The following is a 16,655-nucleotide window of genomic DNA, read 5'->3' as shown; positions in this document are numbered from 1 at the left end:
CAAACGGAATCGCAGATCTTTTTGCCGCAGCCGACCTTGATGCGACCCGGCAAAATCCTCTTGTTCGAGAATCGGTGGGCGAGAATCAGTGGGATAGCATGCAACATGGTCTGGAGGCATTTTCGTGACTAAGCAGCAGGGCAAGACAGAGAAGCTGGGTATAAACACACGGCTGGCTCACGATGGTTATCAGCCGCGCGATTATCATGGCTTCGTCAATCCGCCCGTTGTCCGCGCCTCAACCGTGCTTTTCCCGGATGCAGAGACGATGGCAACCGGTGGCCAGAAATACACTTATGGCACGCGTGGCACGCCGACCAGCGATGCGCTTTGCGCTGCCATTGATGCGCTGGAAGGTTCGGCAGGTACGGTCTGCGTCCCGTCCGGTCTTGCCGCTGTTACCGTTCCGCTTCTCGCCTTCCTGTCGCCCGGCGATCACGTGCTGTTTGTCGATTCGATCTACAATCCGACCCGGCATTTTGCCGATACGATCCTGAAGCGCATGGGCGTCGAAGTCGAATATTACGATCCGGAGATCGGTTCCGGCATTGCAAAGCTGATGCGCCCGAACACCAAGGTCGTGTTCACGGAATCACCGGCGTCGAACACGTTTGAAATGCAGGATATTCCGGCCATCGCTGAAGAAGCGCACAAGGGCGGCGCCATCGTCATGATGGACAATACCTGGGCTACCCCGCTTTACTTCAAGGCGCTCGATTTCGGCGTGGACATTACCATCCATGCCTCGACCAAATATCCGTCCGGCCACTCCGATATTCTGTTTGGCACGATTTCGGCCAATGAAAAATGCTGGCCGCAGCTTCTGGAAACGCACGGAACGCTTGGACTGTGCACATCGGCTGACGATACCTACCAGATCCTGCGCGGCATGCGCACGATGGGCGTGCGGCTGGAACATCACCGCAAGAGCGCACTGGACGTCGCCCGTTGGCTTGAAAGCCACCCGGCCGTCGACCGGGTTCTGCATCCGGCACTGGAAAGCCATCCGGGTCATGAAATCTGGAAGCGGGACTTCTCCGGTTCTGCCGGTATTTTCTCCATCGTGCTCGCCAGCGGCGGGCAGAAGGAAGCCCATGCTTTCCTCGATGCGCTTGAGATTTTCGGCCTCGGTTATTCCTGGGGCGGCTATGAAAGCCTCGCAGTTCATGTCCGCCTCGATGACCGCACCGTGGCCAAGGGCGACTATCCGGGCCCGGTGATCCGCCTGCAGATTGGTCTGGAAGACGTGCCGGACCTCATTGCAGACCTCGAAAAGGGGTTTGCGGCGATCTAAGCCGGTTTTGCAGCGGCCATCTTGCGGGACCGCGCGCGGATCGTTTTCTTTGCCGCCTTCAAGGGCTTCGGTTCGATTTCAGAGAGGCCTTCCACGACGGCCTCTATCATGGTGCAGGCGACGAAATCCGCCTGCATTTCTTCCCGCAACGCCTCCCGGTCAACGGATCGTGCTTCGCTCGGATCGTGCCACAGCACCACGCCAATGCGCAGAGAGGGCCGCAGACGTCGCAGACGACGTACGGCAAAGCGGGCGTGACGCGCCGCCTGCTGATCCAGAAAGCAGATTATCAGCGTATCCCTGCCGGAAAGATCCAGCGCCCTGAGATTGGCGGGCTTGAGCGCATCATGCACGACGGCTTCTGCCGACGCGCCCTGCACGGCAAGCACCTGCGCCAGCATGATCGCAGCCGTGTCGTCGAGCCCCTTCCGTCCCCCGAATGTCAGCAGCGACCGGCCTTCGCCGGAGGGAAGTTCCAGATCGGATGCGCTGCCATCGCCATCGGGATTCTCAATCGCGATCTCTTCGTCGTCACCCTCCTCCTCGCTCGCAATCTGCTCCAGATTGGCCACCAGCGTCTTCGTGCTTTCGTCAACGATCTGCAATTGCGGCTCGGTCAGAACACCGCGCAGACGGTCCCGCTCCGCCATCAGGAGCGCCGGGATCGCGACCGAACCGTAAAACTCGACCAGATATTTCCGTTCCAGCATTTCCTCGGCATTATCCGTGGCCTCATCCGGGTCTCCGGCCAGGAGGCGTTGATAGAGACGTTCCTTCGGATCGAGTACAGGCTCGTTGCCGAACAGGATTTCCAGAAACTCGAATTGCGGCACATGACGCCCCAGCACCACGAGACAGACCGTCAGAGGCGTCGACAAGACCAGCCCGACCGGGCCCCAGAGCCAAGTCCAGAAAATGGCCGAAACGATGATTGCAAGCGGCGAAAGGCCGGTGCGCGAGCCATAGAGCCAAGGCTCGATCACATTGTTTATAAGAAGCTCAATGATGACGAAGAGCCCGATTGTCCAAAGGAGCAGGCTCCAGCCGGGTGCAACTGCAAAGGCAAGGAACAGCGGCAGGATCGCTGCGATAACCGGGCCGATATAGGGAACGAACCGCAAAACGATTGCCAGCATTCCCCATAGAGCTGCATTCGGAATACCCAAAATCCAAAGCCCGAAAGCGAGTGGCACTCCATAGGTAATATTCACCACAAGCTGCGTCAGCAGATATTGTCCAACCCGCTTTCCCGCATCCTGCAACGCTTCGGTCGTGCGATGAAGATCGCCATAGCCGACCAGCCTTATGAAGCGATCCCGCAGCTCCTCCCGTTCGAGCAGCATGAAAATCACCACAACCACGACGAGACCTGTCGTCGCCAGCGGACCGACGAGCGGTTCGATTATGCTCCGGAGCGTTTCAACCGGATGGCGCGGCGCGAATATCTGGACGAGCAGCGGCTTTTCCTCCGGCTGATCCGAAGGCAGCGCCTGTGTTTTCTGTTCCGGCCTGTTGATTTCCGTGCCTATGCGCTCGGCAAAGCGGTTGAGCCTGTCAAAGAAACTGTTGTCTGAGCTCGCTTCCTTGAGTGTCCTGATCTTCTCGATGATGTTGTACTGATAGATTGAGATATTCTGCCCGACCTCAGAAACCTGAAAGGCAACGACCGCGCTGAAGACTGCGACGATCAGAAAGCCGCCGGCCACACTTGTAATCACCGCGAACAGGCGTGGAAGCCCGGCCCTGCGCAGAAAGGCGACAATCGGCGCAAGCGCAAATGTCAGCAGCACCGCTATGGCAAGAGGCAGAAAAACGTCTTTTGCAAAATAGAGAATGGCAACGGCGACAGCCATTGCCGCCAGGGTCGGCAGACGTGGCGGCGCCGACGTGATCGGACGCACCGCAGAATCCGGATTGTCGATAATCTCCATAAACCCCTCTTTAGCCGTGTTGTGACCTTCGGCTTGTTAGCCGCAATAACTGAATAGGAGGGCGTTCGGTTCCATATTCCGTCGGAACAGAGAACAAATTAAATTAGCAACAACTAACGAACATATTTCTCGAAATATCATGATAACTGTTGAGGTAAATATTAATACAATTAAAATATCGAAACTATCTAAAATACAGCAAGTACTGGAATTTTTGGGGACGTGCTTTGTCGTTAATGCCAATGAATAGCTTCATAAACCACCATTTATACAAACATATTCTAATTCTACTTTTGGTGGTATTTCCATCAGCATCGTATGCGCAGCAGGCACCCAAGCCCGTGCAGGTCGGTGTTTATGTCAGTGAGCCATTCGTCAACAAACAGGGCAATGCGTTCTCCGGCATGGCTATCGATATCTGGCAGGACATTGCCACACGCATGAACCTTGCTTCGCAATATGTGGAGTATCCGAATTACACCGAACTGGTGAAAGCGGTTTCAGAAGGCAAAGTCGAAGCCGCCGTTACCAATCTGACAATCACGGAACAGCGTGCCGAGATCGTGGATTTCACCCATCCATGGTTCGATGCTGGCTTGCGCATCATGGTGCATACCCAGGCAGGAAGTGGCTGGGACGATCTCATCAGCCGCCTTGATGATGCGGGACATCTGGCGACTTATGCCTGGATCCTCGGCATTCTCGTTGCGGCCACGGTATTGCTGACGATCTTCGACAGGCGTTTTGATGAAGGCTTTCCGAAACGCTGGCGCGAGGGACTGGCAGAAAGTTTCTATCACGTGGTTTCCATTGCGACGTCTGGCAAAACTTCACGCAAAAACCTGTTCGGTTGGGTGGGACGCATCTGGCAGACATTCTGGATGGTGTTTGGCATAGCGATCATCGCCTACATGACTTCATCGATTACTAGCGTCATGACCGTCGCTCATATCGACAACAATATTTCCAGCCTTTCTGATCTGCAGGGGAAATCCGTTGGCGTTCGTGCAGGCGGTGTCGCAGAACGGTTTCTGAAGTCGCGCTCTATCGCGACTGTTCCTTTCGATCACATGCCCGAAGCGGTAAACGCACTGGTCAGCGATGAAATTGCGGCAATCGTCGGCGACGGGCCGGTTCTGGAATATTACGCCCACCAGCACGCCGACCAACCTGTCGATCTTGTCGGGAATGTATTCAGCCCGGACAAATATGGCTTTGCCTTCCCGCGCCATAGCGAACTCGTCAAGCCCGCCAGCGTAGCAATCATCAGTGCTCACGAGAGTGAAGAGGTCGCCAAGCTGAAAGCCAAATATTTTGGCCCCGAGAACTGATATTGCAGACATGGAAAAGGCGGCCAATAGCCGCCTTTCTTGTGCAGATTATTTACCGGCCCGCCACGATGGACGAAATGATTCCGGTTGCGATGCTGATCAACATATAATCGTTGTTGACCTTGACCCAGTGATAGCCGCGTGGCGGCTTGCGCAGCTTGTAGCCAGAATAGTTGTTCACGACGTGGCCGCGGTAGTTTGGCGGCAGGCGGTTGCCCTTCTTCCAGCTCTGGTGACGGCGATTGTCATATTTACGCGCATCATATTTCGGACCACCCTTGTGCATCTGGCTGTGAGACGGCTTGCCATGTTGCGACGGATACGGTTGGGCCATCGCAGCAGGAGCTGCAAGAAAGGAAAAGGCAGTAAGAGCAATAACGATCGGCTTCATATCGGCTTCCTTTGTTTATTCGATGTAAGGAAAATGCGCTCGCCAACGTGAACGCCAAGTGAATACTCCCATTAAATAAATTTAATGATTTCATACGATTAGTTTTCATCAAAGCGCACCATGTCCAATCAAAACAGGATCGGAGATCAGTCCAGCGAACTTATTTCCTTGTGTAGGCGCGTCGCACTTTTCGGGATGCACTCCAGCTCAAAGCCATTATGTTGCGTTTCCCATCCGACTAAAATGCGCTAGGTAGAACCCAAATTCGTACGCACCTCTCAATGAGGTAAGTGTCAAAGGACTACATCATGATGAACTGGGTTTTCATTCTGCAAGGCGTTATCGCGTTCGGACTGGCTGGGTTGGCGATTGCGGTCATCCTTCGCCATCGTCGCCACTAACGCGGTTTCGATCTGCGATATTTTTCGTCCGGGCCTGCAGGTTCGAACGCAACCGATCATGAAATCAATCGTTTAAGCTTAGTCTGGTATTTCTCAGGAGGAGACAGGGATGCGGAAAGTGGCGCTTGGTTTGGTGGCCTTGCTCGCAATAACGGGCTGCACGACCACCGAAAAGGATATTTCCATCGGCACCGGCGCAGGTGCCATCATTGGCGGCATTGCTGGCGGCGGACGTGGCGCACTGATCGGCGCAGGTGCGGGCGCATTGGGCGGCCTTCTGGTGCGTGAACTGCGCAATGGCAATTGCCAATATCGCGACCGTCATGGCCGCATGTATGTGGCTCGCTGCAGACGATAGTTCCAGCAATCCGCAAAGATCCTCGAAAGCGCCGGTTTTCCGGCGCTTTTGTTATTCGGCACGCACGGCCTGTCTGCCCTGATTGGAACCTTCGCTCATCGATGTCGTTTTATAGACAATAGAGACAGTTCAGGGAGAACTCCGATGAAGCTTGCTCTCAAAGCCGCTCTTGTTGCCTTGGGCGTATTTGCGGCGGGCGCAGCGCAGGCCGCGAACGCCATATCCACCACCAACCTCAATATTCGAACAGGCCCCGGCACGCGCTATGCGACACTGGGTTCCATCCCAAGCGGAGCGCCTGTCACTGTGCGTGGCTGCACATCCGGTTATGGCTGGTGTCAGGTCAGCTACGGCCCGACTTATGGCTGGGCATCGTCGCGCTATCTGGCATTTCGCGAGGGAACATCAGGTGGTTACTCCGATGATTTCGGTCGAACAGCTGCACTCATCGGCATTCCGCTTATCGCTGGCGTTGCCATAGGCTCTGCTCTCAATGACCGGGATGACTATTGGTATCGTGATCGTCGCTACTATCGCGACAGGCATTGGGGTCGCCGTGGATGGCGTGATCGTCCAGGCTGGCACGGGAATGACCGGCCGCGTGTCTATATGAGGCACCGTGTTCCCGACGGTCCACACGGACAATAACGGACAACCGAACAGACATAAAACGCCGCGAAGTGCTCGCGGCGTTCTGTCTTCGTTGGAAGGCTCGTACCGTGCCCTATTGTGTTTTCAGGTAAACTTCGTGCCAGAGGGTGACACGGTCAGCTTCATCGAATTTCAAAAGCAGCATCGCTTCGAATTGATCCGTCGTCTCATCGAGACGCACGACCGTGGCAGTCATTGCCAGTACGGCTGAATTTCCTTCCACCACAACGTCTTGCACATCGTAGTCGATGGTGTGAATCGTGCTGCGGAAACCATTCAGAAAGGCCAAATAATTGGCATGATTGGCAGGATGGATGCGTCCATTGGCCTTGACTATGAACTGGTCCGCGAATTTCTCCGCTATGATTGCCTCTGTAAGCGCTCCGCCTTGAACCAGATGCTTTCGGTTCCAATCCAGAAGCCCCAAGGCCAATTGTGCCGTGGTTTGCTTGTGCAAGATGGCCTCCATGTCGGTTGCAATAAGGCGCTCCTCTGTCAGGCCTTTGCACTATGCTCAAGATCGAGCCTGTGCTTTTGGCCTTCTTGCAGTTTAAATTGGCCCAATATCGATATTCATTGCCTTTGTCGCTTCGTGAAGATCGTCAGTGCCAGACCGATCAAAACAAGTGTGACACCCGCAGCGAAATACCACCCCATCGTATCGCCAAACATGACCGACGAAGCCATGACCCCGAACACAGGCTGCAAATACTGAACACTGGCAGCCGTTCTGGCAGGAACCGTCCGCAGGAGATGAAGCCAGAGGAAAAAGCCAGCAACGCTAACAATGAAACCAAGATAGATCGCTGAAACGATTGCAACATAATTGAGCTGAAAATCGACGGTCGAGATTTCCCATCCGGCAAACGGCAAGAGTGCCAGCAAGCCGAACCAAGTGCTCCATGCGACAACTGTGGCTGTCCCGTACTGAACCGTGAGCTGAACGCTCCACACATAATAGAAGGCGATAGCGACTGCCGACAGCAGCAGGAAGCTTGCACCGACGAGACTGTTTTGCGTTCCAACCACAGACGGATCGCCCTTTTCCAGAGCGACCAGACCGATTCCCACAAAGGCGGTAACCAGTCCGAGCATCTGCACGCCTGAAACGGCCTGCTTCAGGCGAAGGGCTGCAAAAACGACGACAAACAGGGGAATGGTAGCGGAAATAATCGTTCCGGCTGATGCCGATGTGCCGGCAACACCCAATGTCTGTGAAACTTGACCAATGCCGATGCCCAGAACACCCAACCCTGCCAGTCTGGGAAAAGCCTTGAGTGGAAGTCTTTGTTTGCCCAGAACGAAGAGCGGCAGAAGCGGAACAGCTATGCCAAACCGCAATGCGGTCAGCGTCAGCGGCGGCATTGTCTGGAGTCCGAGCTTGGTCACCGGAATGGACAACCTCCTCTTCGGCTGCCGTCGCGACCTCTGACGTAAGCTTGCACCACGCGAACAGCTGGCTGGGCGCAATGCCATGACGACGGGCGACCAGACTGACCGTTGCGTCCGCCTCGTAGGTTTCGTGGACAATCGCAAGTTTCTCCGCTGTACTCCAGCGTCGACGCCGCTCAGGGCCGGAAAGAATTTCCATCTTAATGCTATTACCAGTCATAATGTGAACAGTAGTCCTATCACTTATTTAAGTGGCAGAAACTGTCCGGGCAATTAAGGGGCTATTCCAGGATAGAATGAGGGGGCCGAATAAAGACGGGCTAAAATGACGGAACAAAATTTCGCCAACGTAGTTTCACGCAATGCATCGATACCACTCCGCGCCAGTACGGCTCATTCACCACTAGAACCGTCGCTGACGCAGCCCTGCCTAGCTCGTCCCTAGGGCAGGCGCCTTTTTCTAGTTATTCGCTGGGTCCGTACGAAGCTCAGCGGATAGAGCAGACGGCAAGGACATGCACCTCATTTGCCGAGCGCGGCCCGACGACTCCGGGAAGAGCGTGTCGGGGCTTTTAAAATGAAGCCCTTGCCCGCGATCGCAAACACGTTAGTTTTTGTATTACCATGCCTCGATAACAACACTCAGGAATGGTAGGAAGCCCCGACGTTTGGAGAGGCGTCGGGGCTTTACTATTAAAGATCCTATCGTGTGCAATCCGTTTAGCGCTTTCAAATTAACCGGCTCAGAATTACGCCAGTACTTGCGCTGCAAACCACAACCAATGCCAGAAACTTCGTGAGTGACAATTGTTCGATCCATCGAACTACCCACAAACGCGGCGCTTCGACCGTCCTTTTGCTGTACATTCTCCCCTCCCTTTTTTGGAGAGACCTTTTATCGTACGGTCAAAAAACTGTCAGCACTTTCTTTCGTTTATATTGATGTCCCACAAATCAATCCTTAGGACTTTACAAACGCGAAGTTCTGAATAAAATTTTGGGTGCCGATGAGACATGACTTCAACCCGCGCGATCACGCCGCGGGGTTATTTTTTATGTGGAGCTGGATTTCCGAACATAAGATCGTTCGGGCTGCGTCAGAATAGTGAGTATCTTGCCCCTAAGTGACCTTAATTGTTCGCTTGCTATCAAATCACAAACAGTCCACCCTAAAGTGTCAGTGAATTGATTTAATACAGGCTCTGCTGACGTGGGTTGAATTACCCTTGCCCGCAATTTGAAAGGAGGACGCCATGTCTTCCAATATCCATAATGGCGATTTTCACTCAAACCATCGCATTCTGAAGCAGATGATTATTAAGGCTGGCTATCTCACGTCCAGGATGAAACCCCTACCAGGGCCCCATTATAATGAGTCAGCGTTAGTTCTGAAGAGTTTTATGGCTGGAGTAATGGGCGACATTCAAACGGACCCAGATTCACAGACGGAAGTGTCTTCTGCTTATGGCACGGCTCAATAATTATCCTTTGAGGGCGCCCAAACAGGGCCTCTCAAACAATAAGTTTGAAATCGTTATTTCATTGTAAAAACAACGGAAATATTAAGATATTTAAGTATTTTTATCTGTTAAATTAGTCGAATCATATTAAAAATTTGACACAAATAATTAAAATTGCTACAACATGACATCGAGATTTTCTTGTTGAGATTAGCTTTCTGCACGATTAGCGCCGTGCGTTGACGAAAACTCCCTTTAAAAAATCGTTTCATCTCTGCGTTTGTTTCGAACGCGGCTATCAATATTTCTATGAAAGGGGTTCCAATGAACACCGGCACAGTTAAATGGTTTAATACAGCAAAAGGCTTTGGGTTTATTCAGCCTGAGAATGGCGGCGGCGATGCGTTTGTTCATATCTCTGCGGTTGAACGCGCAGGTATGTACTCGCTTACCGAAGGCCAGAAGCTCACTTATGATCTGGAACAGGATCGCAAGTCGGGCAAGATGTCTGCTTGTAATCTGCAAGCAGCCTAAATGAGGCTTTTTCTTTCTTGTGACCACGGATGTACTGGCACTGTTGAAAGAAATTAGCTTTGGGGCCAAGCATTGCTTGGCCTTTTTTTATTTTAATTGCTCGGCAAGGGAAACAACACGAAAGAGAGATTAAAATGAATAACCATGAAGAGAATATCGGCCTTACCGTACCCGCCACCAATCTTAGCATATTGAAACATGCTGTTGCTACGCCGCGCGAAATTGAAGACGCGCACAAACAGATGTCATCCCCCTCAGAAGATTGGACAAAGCTTTCCAATATACTTAGGCGGTCATGCGGTGGCTCATCGCGAAAGCGTTCTTTTCGTAGATAAGCGCTCAAAGGGTGCGCACGACTGGCTACGTTTACCTCCGCGTTTCCACAGCCTTAGGCCCCCACACGAAGTATAAGATCTTATTCAGATCATACATTCGGTTGGCCGCATCTTTTTCCCCGAACCGATAGCAGGCCTTGAAAATGTTGCCGGGTGCGAAGGACATGCCTTTATGCTCGATTAGGTCGTTCAGCTCGGTCGCGCCAGCTGGCAACTCATAATAGCTCGTGCTACCGCCATCGGAGGTGCCTGCAGGGGGAAAGCCAGGGGCGTCTTCCATAGATGCGGCTTGCCCGGCAACGTCGGCGACGGACCCAACAGCCCCAGTTCCGCCGCCCGCTTGATGCTTTCGTGGAATGCCACTTTTTAATGCCGAGCGCAGTGGCAGCCTTAACCAGCGTGCCGTGCTCGCGGTAGGCCTCGGCGCGCCGCAGGAGTTCTTCGTGTGAAAGGCGCGCACCCGCGCCCTGTCTGTCATGGGACATACAGTCTCCTCGTGTTTGGTTGGTAGCCGTGGTGAGCGGCGCAAAAGGAAAAATGAAATGTCTCGATAAAGGTGGTGTTAATGGGCAAATAAAAATCGCGGCGGCTTTTGATGGCGGCGCGCCATAACACAGGTTCGGACCAGTTAAGTGATCCCTCCCCGTTATCCACATATGCCCCCAGCGGGCGCACCCAAAGAATGTTAACACTAGATTTAGTATTTGCGGAGATCGGCGCGCAATGAGATAAACAAAGGGCAAGAAGCGAAATGATTCACTTCTTGCCCCTGTGTCGATAAAAACGGAGCACCAATCGGCACTCGGCGTTTTCTCGCCTTAGCAATCGAGTGATACGCCTCTAGGGACTTTCAATCAAGATGCTCTCGAAAGAGTCTACAACAAATGGCGAAGCCACCTCTAAAGCCAGGTAATATCACTCCCCGCTCCGGCCAGTATGCAACTATTGGACCGCGCGGCGGTGTTGGACCAGAAATAACTGGAGTGCAAGGAAAGCCCTTACCTCCAACCCCTAAGCCTGGCTCAAGCTATCGCTTGGTTGATCCAACCAAGCACAAATAAAAAATTGGCGCCCTTCGGGGCGCCTTTCTTATATGACCAGCATCGTCACCACGAGATATTGCCGCCGCACTATCCACCGGCTACAAGCGCACATGATTTCATTTCCTTGGTGGGTTGCCGCCCTCGTCTATATGTCAATCTACTGGCCGATTACCGTGATGATAGCGGCGGCTATAGTCATGACGGCATTCCTAGGCACAAAGAATGTCGGGTGGCGGGTTGCGTGGTGCGCGCTTGCAATCCCGATCGTGGCGCCCGTTATTTGGTTCTGTTCGCTGGCATAAATAAGAACTCCGGCGCAGCGGGGCGATTGATCTCATTAAGCCGTTGCATTCACATGACCCGGAGAGCACTTGAACCTGAAAATCAGTAGTGAGTTACTCGCGTCTCCAGCTGCCCAAAAATGAAACGAGCGGCCCGAAAGCCGCTCTCTCAAAAACTGGTTACTTAGCCCATCGGCCCTCGTACTTAAACTCGGCGGCCTTTTCGAGTTGTTCCTTGGTAGCGTTCATTTTCGCCGACCATTTCTTATCATTCTCAGAATAGACAATCTCGATGGCATCAGGGTCAACGACCACATACTTTTCGCCGACGCCCAAGAAGCCGCCGACCGATACGATATAGCCTTCGACGTCACCGTCGCCCATCACTACATCCTGAATCTTGCCGATGCTCTCATCGTTAGCATTCGTAACGTCAAGATTCAGGATACTACTAGTAATAACGTCGGTCGGCTTTGCGGTAACAAATGCCTCTTCTTGCATTGCGGTAGCGTTCTGCGCATTTGCAAAAGAAACGATTGCAGCAGTTGCAACAGCAGCTAGAAAAATACGACGCATATTATATTCTCCATTCATATTTGGTATTTCCGAACATATAATGCATGCGCAGTATCTTTGGTTCCAACCTTTCAGGAATTAAATTCTACTTCTAGCTGACTTAGGCTGCATCAGATTGTCAATCCGCTCGGTGAGTCCATCGATGCGATGCGCCACGCTTTCAATGGCCCGCATGATCTGCGACGCCTGTTCCTGCATGCCTGCCTTCGTGGCGAACGTCTCGGCTGCGCGCAGCTTGTAATCGGAAAGCTCCTGCCGCGTCAGGCTAGCAAGAGCGGTCGCAGCTTCGGCTTTCGCCGCGTTGCGCGTCTCAGCTTTCGCGATTTGGCTTTCGACGTACTTCCATAGACCTAACGGAAAGCCCATAATCATTACGATAAAGCCGACAGCGGCCATGATTTCAGCGCCGGTCATTCGGCGTCTTCCTAAGATTAGACATATGATTTACCGTTTCATAAATTTAACGCTTAGCGCAAACGTTCACGCAGCGTGACCGTGACGCTGTCTCCCGCAGACTTAGCAATCCGCTTGAGAAGGTCAGCTTTGATAGGAAGTTTGTGAGTGCCGTCTCCGAGCGCCATGAAGGAACTTTCAAAGTCCACGCCGTCGACGCTTGCCTTCACTTTGACAAGGCCCCTTGTTCCAAAGAAAGCCGCTGCATCGGGCCAGACAATGTACGTCCAACCTCTTTTTTCTGGCTTTTCTGAATTACCGCATCAAACGTCTTGTCCAGCGTGCTTGGCATTCAACCACTCCCTGAAAGTTGAAAAGTCACGCAGTTTATCAGCAATTGGGCGCGGGCGAACCTCCTTGCAAGACACGCCTTCACGGTTTCACTCCGCAAAGCTTTTCCAGTTTTGTGTTCTCTGCGAGGATCTGACGTTTCGTGCCATCAGTCAGGCTGTCCTCGACGCTCGGTCGGACAGGCCGGGCCACGTCGCAGTAGCTACCGGCTGTCGCGCAGCCACCAAGAAAGAGCAGCGTCAACATCGCCGCCGCCAAGCTTGCTTGTTTCATCTTCGATCTTCCTTGCTTTGTTGGCCTTGTCGCTGCCGTTGACGATTGCGCGGGCATCCTGCGGCGCAGCCCAGCCACTACCGAAGTGATCAGTCAGCCGCTTGCCCGTGAACTTGCCGTTGATCATCCCGTTGAACAGGATGCGCACAGCCACGCCGTCCTCAAGCGCTTTGTCCGGCGCGACGCCAAGGCCATACTTTTCATAATTGTCGCGCTCGGTGATCATCGCCAAACCGCGACCGCGGTATAGCCAGCCATCGTTGGCGCCGGTATTTCCTATGCGCCCGCCGTAGACCTTGTTAGCCAAGGCCTGCGGATTGCGCACATAAGGTTGGGCGCTCTGCACGGAGGAGAACCGCGACGGCCAGACCTGCCGGATGCGAGCCGCACTGGTGTAGTTCAAGTTTCTCTCGATCGGCTGCATCTTGCCGCCGGTCTCATGGAACGCCGTCGCGAGCACGTAAGCCGTCTGCTCGTCTGGCAGGCCTCGGCGCTCGGCCATAGCCAGAATTGCCGACGTACCGTCGACCTGCGCTTGGCTCAGCGCCCGCCAAAAGGCGCGCGCCTCGCATACGCGAAGAACGCTGTTTTGTTCATGGGGATTTCCTGAAATTTAACATAAGAGGCTCTTGAAACCGTCGATGCGATCACTAAATCGAAGCCGTCATTCCAACACACTTCGTTCGATCAAATGGAGGTTTCGATGAGCGACCGTTTGTTTGACAGTCCAATTTTTGTGAAGGACGGCGAATACTTAATCCAAGAGATTGCAAGCATCGAAGATGCTATTGATTTTCTTTATGACTGGCCCGACGAACAACGCGACGTCATATTTGAGGTTACGTGGAAAACCTGCTGCGATGCACAGAATGGGCTTAAGCCGGTTCACGTAGCGCGTAACGCATTCGAAGGCTTCGCGAGAAAGCGCAATCTGCTTGAACAGCCGGAAGCGGCAATCCCATGGATGATGAGCAAAGCTTCGAGCGGCGGTAGAATTCCGATGTGAGGTGGTGTCATGCACTGGTATTTTCTAATTGAGGGTACAATCTTCGTTGCGCTGCTCTGGGTCATATCATTGCTTTTCTGGGACACCAGACGAAAACAATGAACATAGACCCCCGGCTCATTCCGGGGTTTTTCTTGAGGATTTTGTCGTCGGAGGGTTGTCCGACGAACGAGCAAGGGCCATTACCGCCTGACCTCTCCCCAAGACAAAGGTAGTTCACCAAATGCTAGTAAGATGGTCCGGCTTCGGAATGGTATCGGTTTTTGTGCTGATTGCAGGAATGCTTGGAGCAACTTTCCTACTGCGGCCATATTTCATGCAGAGCATAGCACTTCATCCCGCCGCTTACGTCGCCAACGGTATCGGTCTAATCCTCGGTGCCGCTGCCAACCTTTTTGTGGCCGCAGCTTTCAACAAGATCTCTTCCGAAACGTATCACAGCTTCATGGGTATCAGCATGATTGGATGGTCGGTTATTGGTGCCGTCGGAGGTGTAGCCCTCGCTGTGTATGGATGGACGCTATAGTCGCTGCGTCTATGATATACTTCATCAGCGTGCCCATCGTGTTCGCCGCACGTGGAGGCGCGTAGCCCCGGCGTATTGGGAGACGTGCCGGGGTTTTCTTGTTCATCCCGAAACAGACTGTTTACAATATGCGAGATAAACGTCGACTGGGCACCTATTATTGCTTTCAGCGTGATTTCCCAAGGTGCTCGGCCCCAGTTCAGTGAAACCTTACTGGGGCCTTAAACCTGCCACTGCAAGGACTTGCCTGCCACGCCCAAATCAGTAAGCTGTGCTGGAGAACATGGGGAGCGTTATGCGTGGCGAATTTCTAGATAAGAACAGGCAAGAAGTAGTCATCAACTTTGAGCATGTTTTGTCTGTTGAGACCTTCCACCGCCGCTTCAGCCCGCGCAACTGCGTCTTCGGCAGCAGCAAGGATAGCTTCCGCATCGCCGTAGGACAGCAATCGCAACTCGGTGCCGGTATCGATGCAAAGCAGAGCCATACCTGGCATGAGATACTTAGCAGGAACCGGTTGATTGATGTTGGTAACCAGTGCGCGATTAATTGCGCCGGATAGCCGAGCCGCTGTAGGGCAGAGTGGCGGTCTTTCTGGGCTGGTGACAGTCCTCCCTGCCCGACCTTAGTCTCGATCATCAGCAGACGCCCGAATTCACCATAGATGCGGAGGTCAGGTTCACCGCTGGTAATTCCCGTTGCGATTGCCTGAGCCTGAGCCATCGGGCCTCTCTTGCTCGCGTTCATGTCTCCCGCCAACAGGAACTGGCGCTGGTACTGTGGCAGTCGGCGCAATGCGGAAACCTGTGCCGCCTGTAATTCCCATTCGAGCGGCAGGGCTGGCTTTGTCGTCACATTGCCAGACTTGGTGCTGATCTTGACGCGGGCGCCGTTTATGCGGACGGTTTGGTTTTGGTGACGGTTGTCGTCGTAGACAAAGGCGCGCGTGTGCGGCTGCGTGCCATGTGAGCTCCTCGTGTTGATTGCGGTATGCCGTTGGTAGCGGCAAGAGGAGTGTGGAATGTCTCAATAAATGTGGTGTTAATGGACAGGCAGAAAACGAGACGTTACCCTGCCATGGGGCAAGGCGCTTTGCGGTCCTCCAGTTACACCATTCACCGGGGGCGTCTTGTTGCCTTCCTCACATCAGGTTGTATTTTGGAAAATCCTAAAATCAGGAAAAGTGCGCACTTCTCAAATTACGAGAACTGCGCCGCGCGCTTTGTGCGTAAGTTTCTATATAAGAACTCTTACGCACCAAAAGCAGCGTGCATTTGCGAACTTCTTTTAGGGTTTTCGAGAAGTGCGCAAAAATGAGAGGGAGGACGTACCGCCTCCCTCCCGTGTGCGGCCAGAAAACTATGCCTTATTGATTTGGCTTATGGCCAAGTTCGTTAGTTTGTTATTTGTAGCTTTCTCTTGATCCAAAATTTGGGTCAGTAAGGTGTGCGCTTCCGTGTGTCCGAGCTCCTTTGCCCATTCGCGCAGCGAACCGTATCTGGAAATTTCATAATGCTCGACTGCCTGGCAAGCTGCGAGCAAGCCTGCGTCAAGAGCTGTTCCGCTTGCCTCTTCAATCAAGCCGTCGGCTTCCTTGATCAGCCCTTCGATAGCATCGCATTTCTCGGCAGTAGGCTTTAGCTTGAGAGACTTAAATACCTCATTCAGGATCGTGATCTGCCCCTTGGTTTCTTCGAGATGTTCCTCAGCGGCTTGCTTAAGTTTGGCACTTTTGGCCGCCTTGGCGACTTTCGGGAGAGCCTTCGTAATGGCATTCTCTGCGTAATAAATGTCCTGCAATGTATGCTCGAAAATATCAGACAAAGTTTTCATGATCGTCCTCCTGGTTGGAAAAGCGAAACGAACCATTTGCTGATATGTTCCTTATTATAAGTCCACAACTTGAGCGAGAACCTGCTGTATTAGTTAAGCTGGCCTATTGAACGCGGCGATAGCAGGCTGTATTTTTTGCGGGTTTCCGCTGACCTTGCCCCCAAGTTTTATCCAGTTTTGAGTTCGCTCCAGCGGTTTTGGTGAGGTGCACCCCGATTTTGGGCCACGGAGAGCTGGAATTTTCCGGGTTTAAGTGAGGTGCACCCCGATTTTGGGCCACGGAGAGCTGGAATTT

19 protein-coding genes and 2 pseudogenes are annotated in these 16,655 nt (G+C 53.1%); 8 read left to right on the top strand and 13 right to left on the bottom strand.

All coding sequences use genetic code 11. The features are described 5' to 3' along the window. The first annotated feature begins 124 nt into the window (after positions 1-124). Positions 125-1,294 (top strand): cystathionine beta-lyase, encoded by a 1,170-nt coding sequence (locus CES86_RS16445; protein ID WP_094514919.1) that lies wholly within the window; start codon positions 125-127, stop codon positions 1,292-1,294. Here CES86_RS16445 and CES86_RS16440 read toward each other — a convergent pair. Further along, complete coding sequence (locus CES86_RS16440) at positions 1,291-3,225, bottom strand: AI-2E family transporter (RefSeq protein ID WP_029925155.1); 1,935 nt, start codon at positions 3,223-3,225, stop codon at positions 1,291-1,293. The genes CES86_RS16445 and CES86_RS16440 overlap by 4 nt on opposite strands. A gap of 227 nt (positions 3,226-3,452) precedes the next feature. On the opposite strand from CES86_RS16440, the gene CES86_RS16435 reads away from it, so the two are divergent. After that, positions 3,453-4,556 carry a transporter substrate-binding domain-containing protein gene (locus tag CES86_RS16435; RefSeq protein WP_029925157.1) on the top strand — a complete coding sequence of 368 codons (1,104 nt, stop codon included), beginning with the start codon at positions 3,453-3,455 and terminating at the stop codon, positions 4,554-4,556. Positions 4,557-4,608: 52 nt separating this feature from the next. On the opposite strand, the gene CES86_RS16430 is transcribed toward CES86_RS16435, so the two are convergent. Then, complete coding sequence (locus tag CES86_RS16430; protein WP_010661056.1) at positions 4,609-4,947, bottom strand: RcnB family protein; 339 nt, start codon at positions 4,945-4,947, stop codon at positions 4,609-4,611. A gap of 510 nt (positions 4,948-5,457) precedes the next feature. Here CES86_RS16430 and CES86_RS16425 point away from each other — a divergent pair. Together CES86_RS16425 and CES86_RS16420 are read left to right on the top strand one after the other, a co-directional pair. Further along, on the top strand, positions 5,458-5,706 hold the full coding sequence (locus CES86_RS16425; RefSeq protein ID WP_012092366.1) for a YMGG-like glycine zipper-containing protein: 249 nt from the start codon (positions 5,458-5,460) through the stop codon (positions 5,704-5,706). Positions 5,707-5,850: 144 nt separating this feature from the next. After that, positions 5,851-6,354, top strand: a complete 504-nt coding sequence (locus CES86_RS16420; RefSeq protein WP_010661054.1) for an SH3 domain-containing protein — start codon at positions 5,851-5,853, stop codon at positions 6,352-6,354. A gap of 76 nt (positions 6,355-6,430) precedes the next feature. Here the strand turns inward: CES86_RS16420 and CES86_RS16415 are convergent, their stop codons facing one another. The 3 genes and pseudogenes from CES86_RS16415 to CES86_RS16405 all read right to left on the bottom strand — a co-directional run. After that, complete coding sequence (locus tag CES86_RS16415; protein WP_235691865.1) at positions 6,431-6,814, bottom strand: hypothetical protein; 384 nt, start codon at positions 6,812-6,814, stop codon at positions 6,431-6,433. A gap of 116 nt (positions 6,815-6,930) precedes the next feature. Further along, on the bottom strand, positions 6,931-7,746 hold the full coding sequence (locus tag CES86_RS16410; RefSeq protein ID WP_328589814.1) for a DMT family transporter: 816 nt from the start codon (positions 7,744-7,746) through the stop codon (positions 6,931-6,933). After that, positions 7,742-7,969, bottom strand: a pseudogene (locus tag CES86_RS16405) (transposase); the annotation flags it as partial. The gene CES86_RS16410 and the pseudogene CES86_RS16405, both read right to left, overlap by 5 nt. 1,033 nt (positions 7,970-9,002) lie before the next feature. Here CES86_RS16405 and CES86_RS16400 point away from each other — a divergent pair. Then, on the top strand, positions 9,003-9,230 hold the full coding sequence (locus CES86_RS16400; RefSeq protein WP_010661716.1) for a hypothetical protein: 228 nt from the start codon (positions 9,003-9,005) through the stop codon (positions 9,228-9,230). Between the two features lie 303 nt (positions 9,231-9,533). Beyond that, the gene (locus CES86_RS16395; RefSeq protein ID WP_010661715.1) at positions 9,534-9,743 is read left to right on the top strand and encodes a cold-shock protein; all 210 of its coding nucleotides are present in this window, start codon (positions 9,534-9,536) and stop codon (positions 9,741-9,743) included. Positions 9,744-11,582: 1,839 nt separating this feature from the next. Here the strand turns inward: CES86_RS16395 and CES86_RS16375 are convergent. From CES86_RS16375 to CES86_RS16360, 5 genes are all read right to left on the bottom strand, one after another. Beyond that, entirely contained in the window at positions 11,583-11,978 is a 396-nt protein-coding gene (locus CES86_RS16375; protein WP_010661713.1) for a PRC-barrel domain-containing protein, read from the bottom strand. 78 nt (positions 11,979-12,056) lie between these two features. Beyond that, on the bottom strand, positions 12,057-12,392 hold the full coding sequence (locus CES86_RS16370) for a hypothetical protein (protein ID WP_010661712.1): 336 nt from the start codon (positions 12,390-12,392) through the stop codon (positions 12,057-12,059). Between the two features lie 53 nt (positions 12,393-12,445). Beyond that, positions 12,446-12,652, bottom strand: coding sequence for a DUF1905 domain-containing protein (locus CES86_RS16365; RefSeq protein WP_235819933.1), 207 nt, complete (start codon positions 12,650-12,652; stop codon positions 12,446-12,448). Then, positions 12,598-12,723 (bottom strand): hypothetical protein, encoded by a 126-nt coding sequence (locus CES86_RS28125; RefSeq protein WP_255487980.1) that lies wholly within the window; start codon positions 12,721-12,723, stop codon positions 12,598-12,600. The genes CES86_RS16365 and CES86_RS28125 overlap by 55 nt, the downstream gene beginning before the upstream one ends. Before the next feature lie 201 nt (positions 12,724-12,924). Next, positions 12,925-13,497 (bottom strand): hypothetical protein, encoded by a 573-nt coding sequence (locus CES86_RS16360; RefSeq protein ID WP_235819930.1) that lies wholly within the window; start codon positions 13,495-13,497, stop codon positions 12,925-12,927. A gap of 201 nt (positions 13,498-13,698) precedes the next feature. Here CES86_RS16360 and CES86_RS16355 point away from each other — a divergent pair, with 201 nt between their 5' ends. Together CES86_RS16355 and CES86_RS16350 are read left to right on the top strand one after the other, a co-directional pair. Continuing rightward, positions 13,699-14,001, top strand: a complete 303-nt coding sequence (locus CES86_RS16355) for a DUF982 domain-containing protein (protein WP_010661709.1) — start codon at positions 13,699-13,701, stop codon at positions 13,999-14,001. 250 nt (positions 14,002-14,251) lie between these two features. Next, a complete protein-coding gene (locus CES86_RS16350; protein WP_040129468.1) occupies positions 14,252-14,527 on the top strand; it encodes a hypothetical protein in 276 nt (91 codons plus the stop codon). A 337-nt stretch (positions 14,528-14,864) separates the two neighbouring features. Here CES86_RS16350 and CES86_RS16345 read toward each other — a convergent pair. The 3 genes and pseudogenes from CES86_RS16345 to CES86_RS27710 form a co-directional block, all read right to left on the bottom strand. Next, a pseudogene (locus tag CES86_RS16345) lies at positions 14,865-15,077 on the bottom strand (hypothetical protein); the annotation flags it as partial. A gap of 809 nt (positions 15,078-15,886) precedes the next feature. Next, entirely contained in the window at positions 15,887-16,360 is a 474-nt protein-coding gene (locus CES86_RS16335) for a YciE/YciF ferroxidase family protein (protein ID WP_010661706.1), read from the bottom strand. Positions 16,361-16,463: 103 nt separating this feature from the next. Continuing rightward, positions 16,464-16,655: hypothetical protein (locus CES86_RS27710; protein ID WP_208617825.1), on the bottom strand; the 192-nt coding region annotated here is incomplete at its 5' end.

It is taken from the genome of Brucella lupini, assembly GCF_002252535.1.
GTDB lineage: Bacteria > Pseudomonadota > Alphaproteobacteria > Rhizobiales > Rhizobiaceae > Brucella > Brucella anthropi.
The sequence above is the reverse complement of the archived record's forward strand: the minus strand, read 5'-3'. Positions and strand labels throughout refer to the sequence as shown.

Excerpts from the sequence above, each read along its gene's own strand:
- CES86_RS16440 (WP_029925155.1), bottom strand. The coding sequence starts at position 3,225 with ATGGAGATTATCGACAATCCGGATTCTGCGGTGCGTCCGATCACGTCG.
- CES86_RS16430 (WP_010661056.1), bottom strand. The coding sequence starts at position 4,947 with ATGAAGCCGATCGTTATTGCTCTTACTGCCTTTTCCTTTCTTGCAGCT.
- CES86_RS16425 (WP_012092366.1), top strand. The coding sequence starts at position 5,458 with ATGCGGAAAGTGGCGCTTGGTTTGGTGGCCTTGCTCGCAATAACGGGC.
- CES86_RS16420 (WP_010661054.1), top strand. The coding sequence starts at position 5,851 with ATGAAGCTTGCTCTCAAAGCCGCTCTTGTTGCCTTGGGCGTATTTGCG.
- CES86_RS16400 (WP_010661716.1), top strand. The coding sequence starts at position 9,003 with ATGTCTTCCAATATCCATAATGGCGATTTTCACTCAAACCATCGCATT.
- CES86_RS16395 (WP_010661715.1), top strand. The coding sequence starts at position 9,534 with ATGAACACCGGCACAGTTAAATGGTTTAATACAGCAAAAGGCTTTGGG.
- CES86_RS16375 (WP_010661713.1), bottom strand. The coding sequence starts at position 11,978 with ATGCGTCGTATTTTTCTAGCTGCTGTTGCAACTGCTGCAATCGTTTCT.
- CES86_RS16370 (WP_010661712.1), bottom strand. The coding sequence starts at position 12,392 with ATGACCGGCGCTGAAATCATGGCCGCTGTCGGCTTTATCGTAATGATT.
- CES86_RS28125 (WP_255487980.1), bottom strand. The coding sequence starts at position 12,723 with ATGCCAAGCACGCTGGACAAGACGTTTGATGCGGTAATTCAGAAAAGC.
- CES86_RS16360 (WP_235819930.1), bottom strand. The coding sequence starts at position 13,497 with ATGGCCGAGCGCCGAGGCCTGCCAGACGAGCAGACGGCTTACGTGCTC.
- CES86_RS16355 (WP_010661709.1), top strand. The coding sequence starts at position 13,699 with ATGAGCGACCGTTTGTTTGACAGTCCAATTTTTGTGAAGGACGGCGAA.
- CES86_RS16350 (WP_040129468.1), top strand. The coding sequence starts at position 14,252 with ATGGTATCGGTTTTTGTGCTGATTGCAGGAATGCTTGGAGCAACTTTC.
- CES86_RS16335 (WP_010661706.1), bottom strand. The coding sequence starts at position 16,360 with ATGAAAACTTTGTCTGATATTTTCGAGCATACATTGCAGGACATTTAT.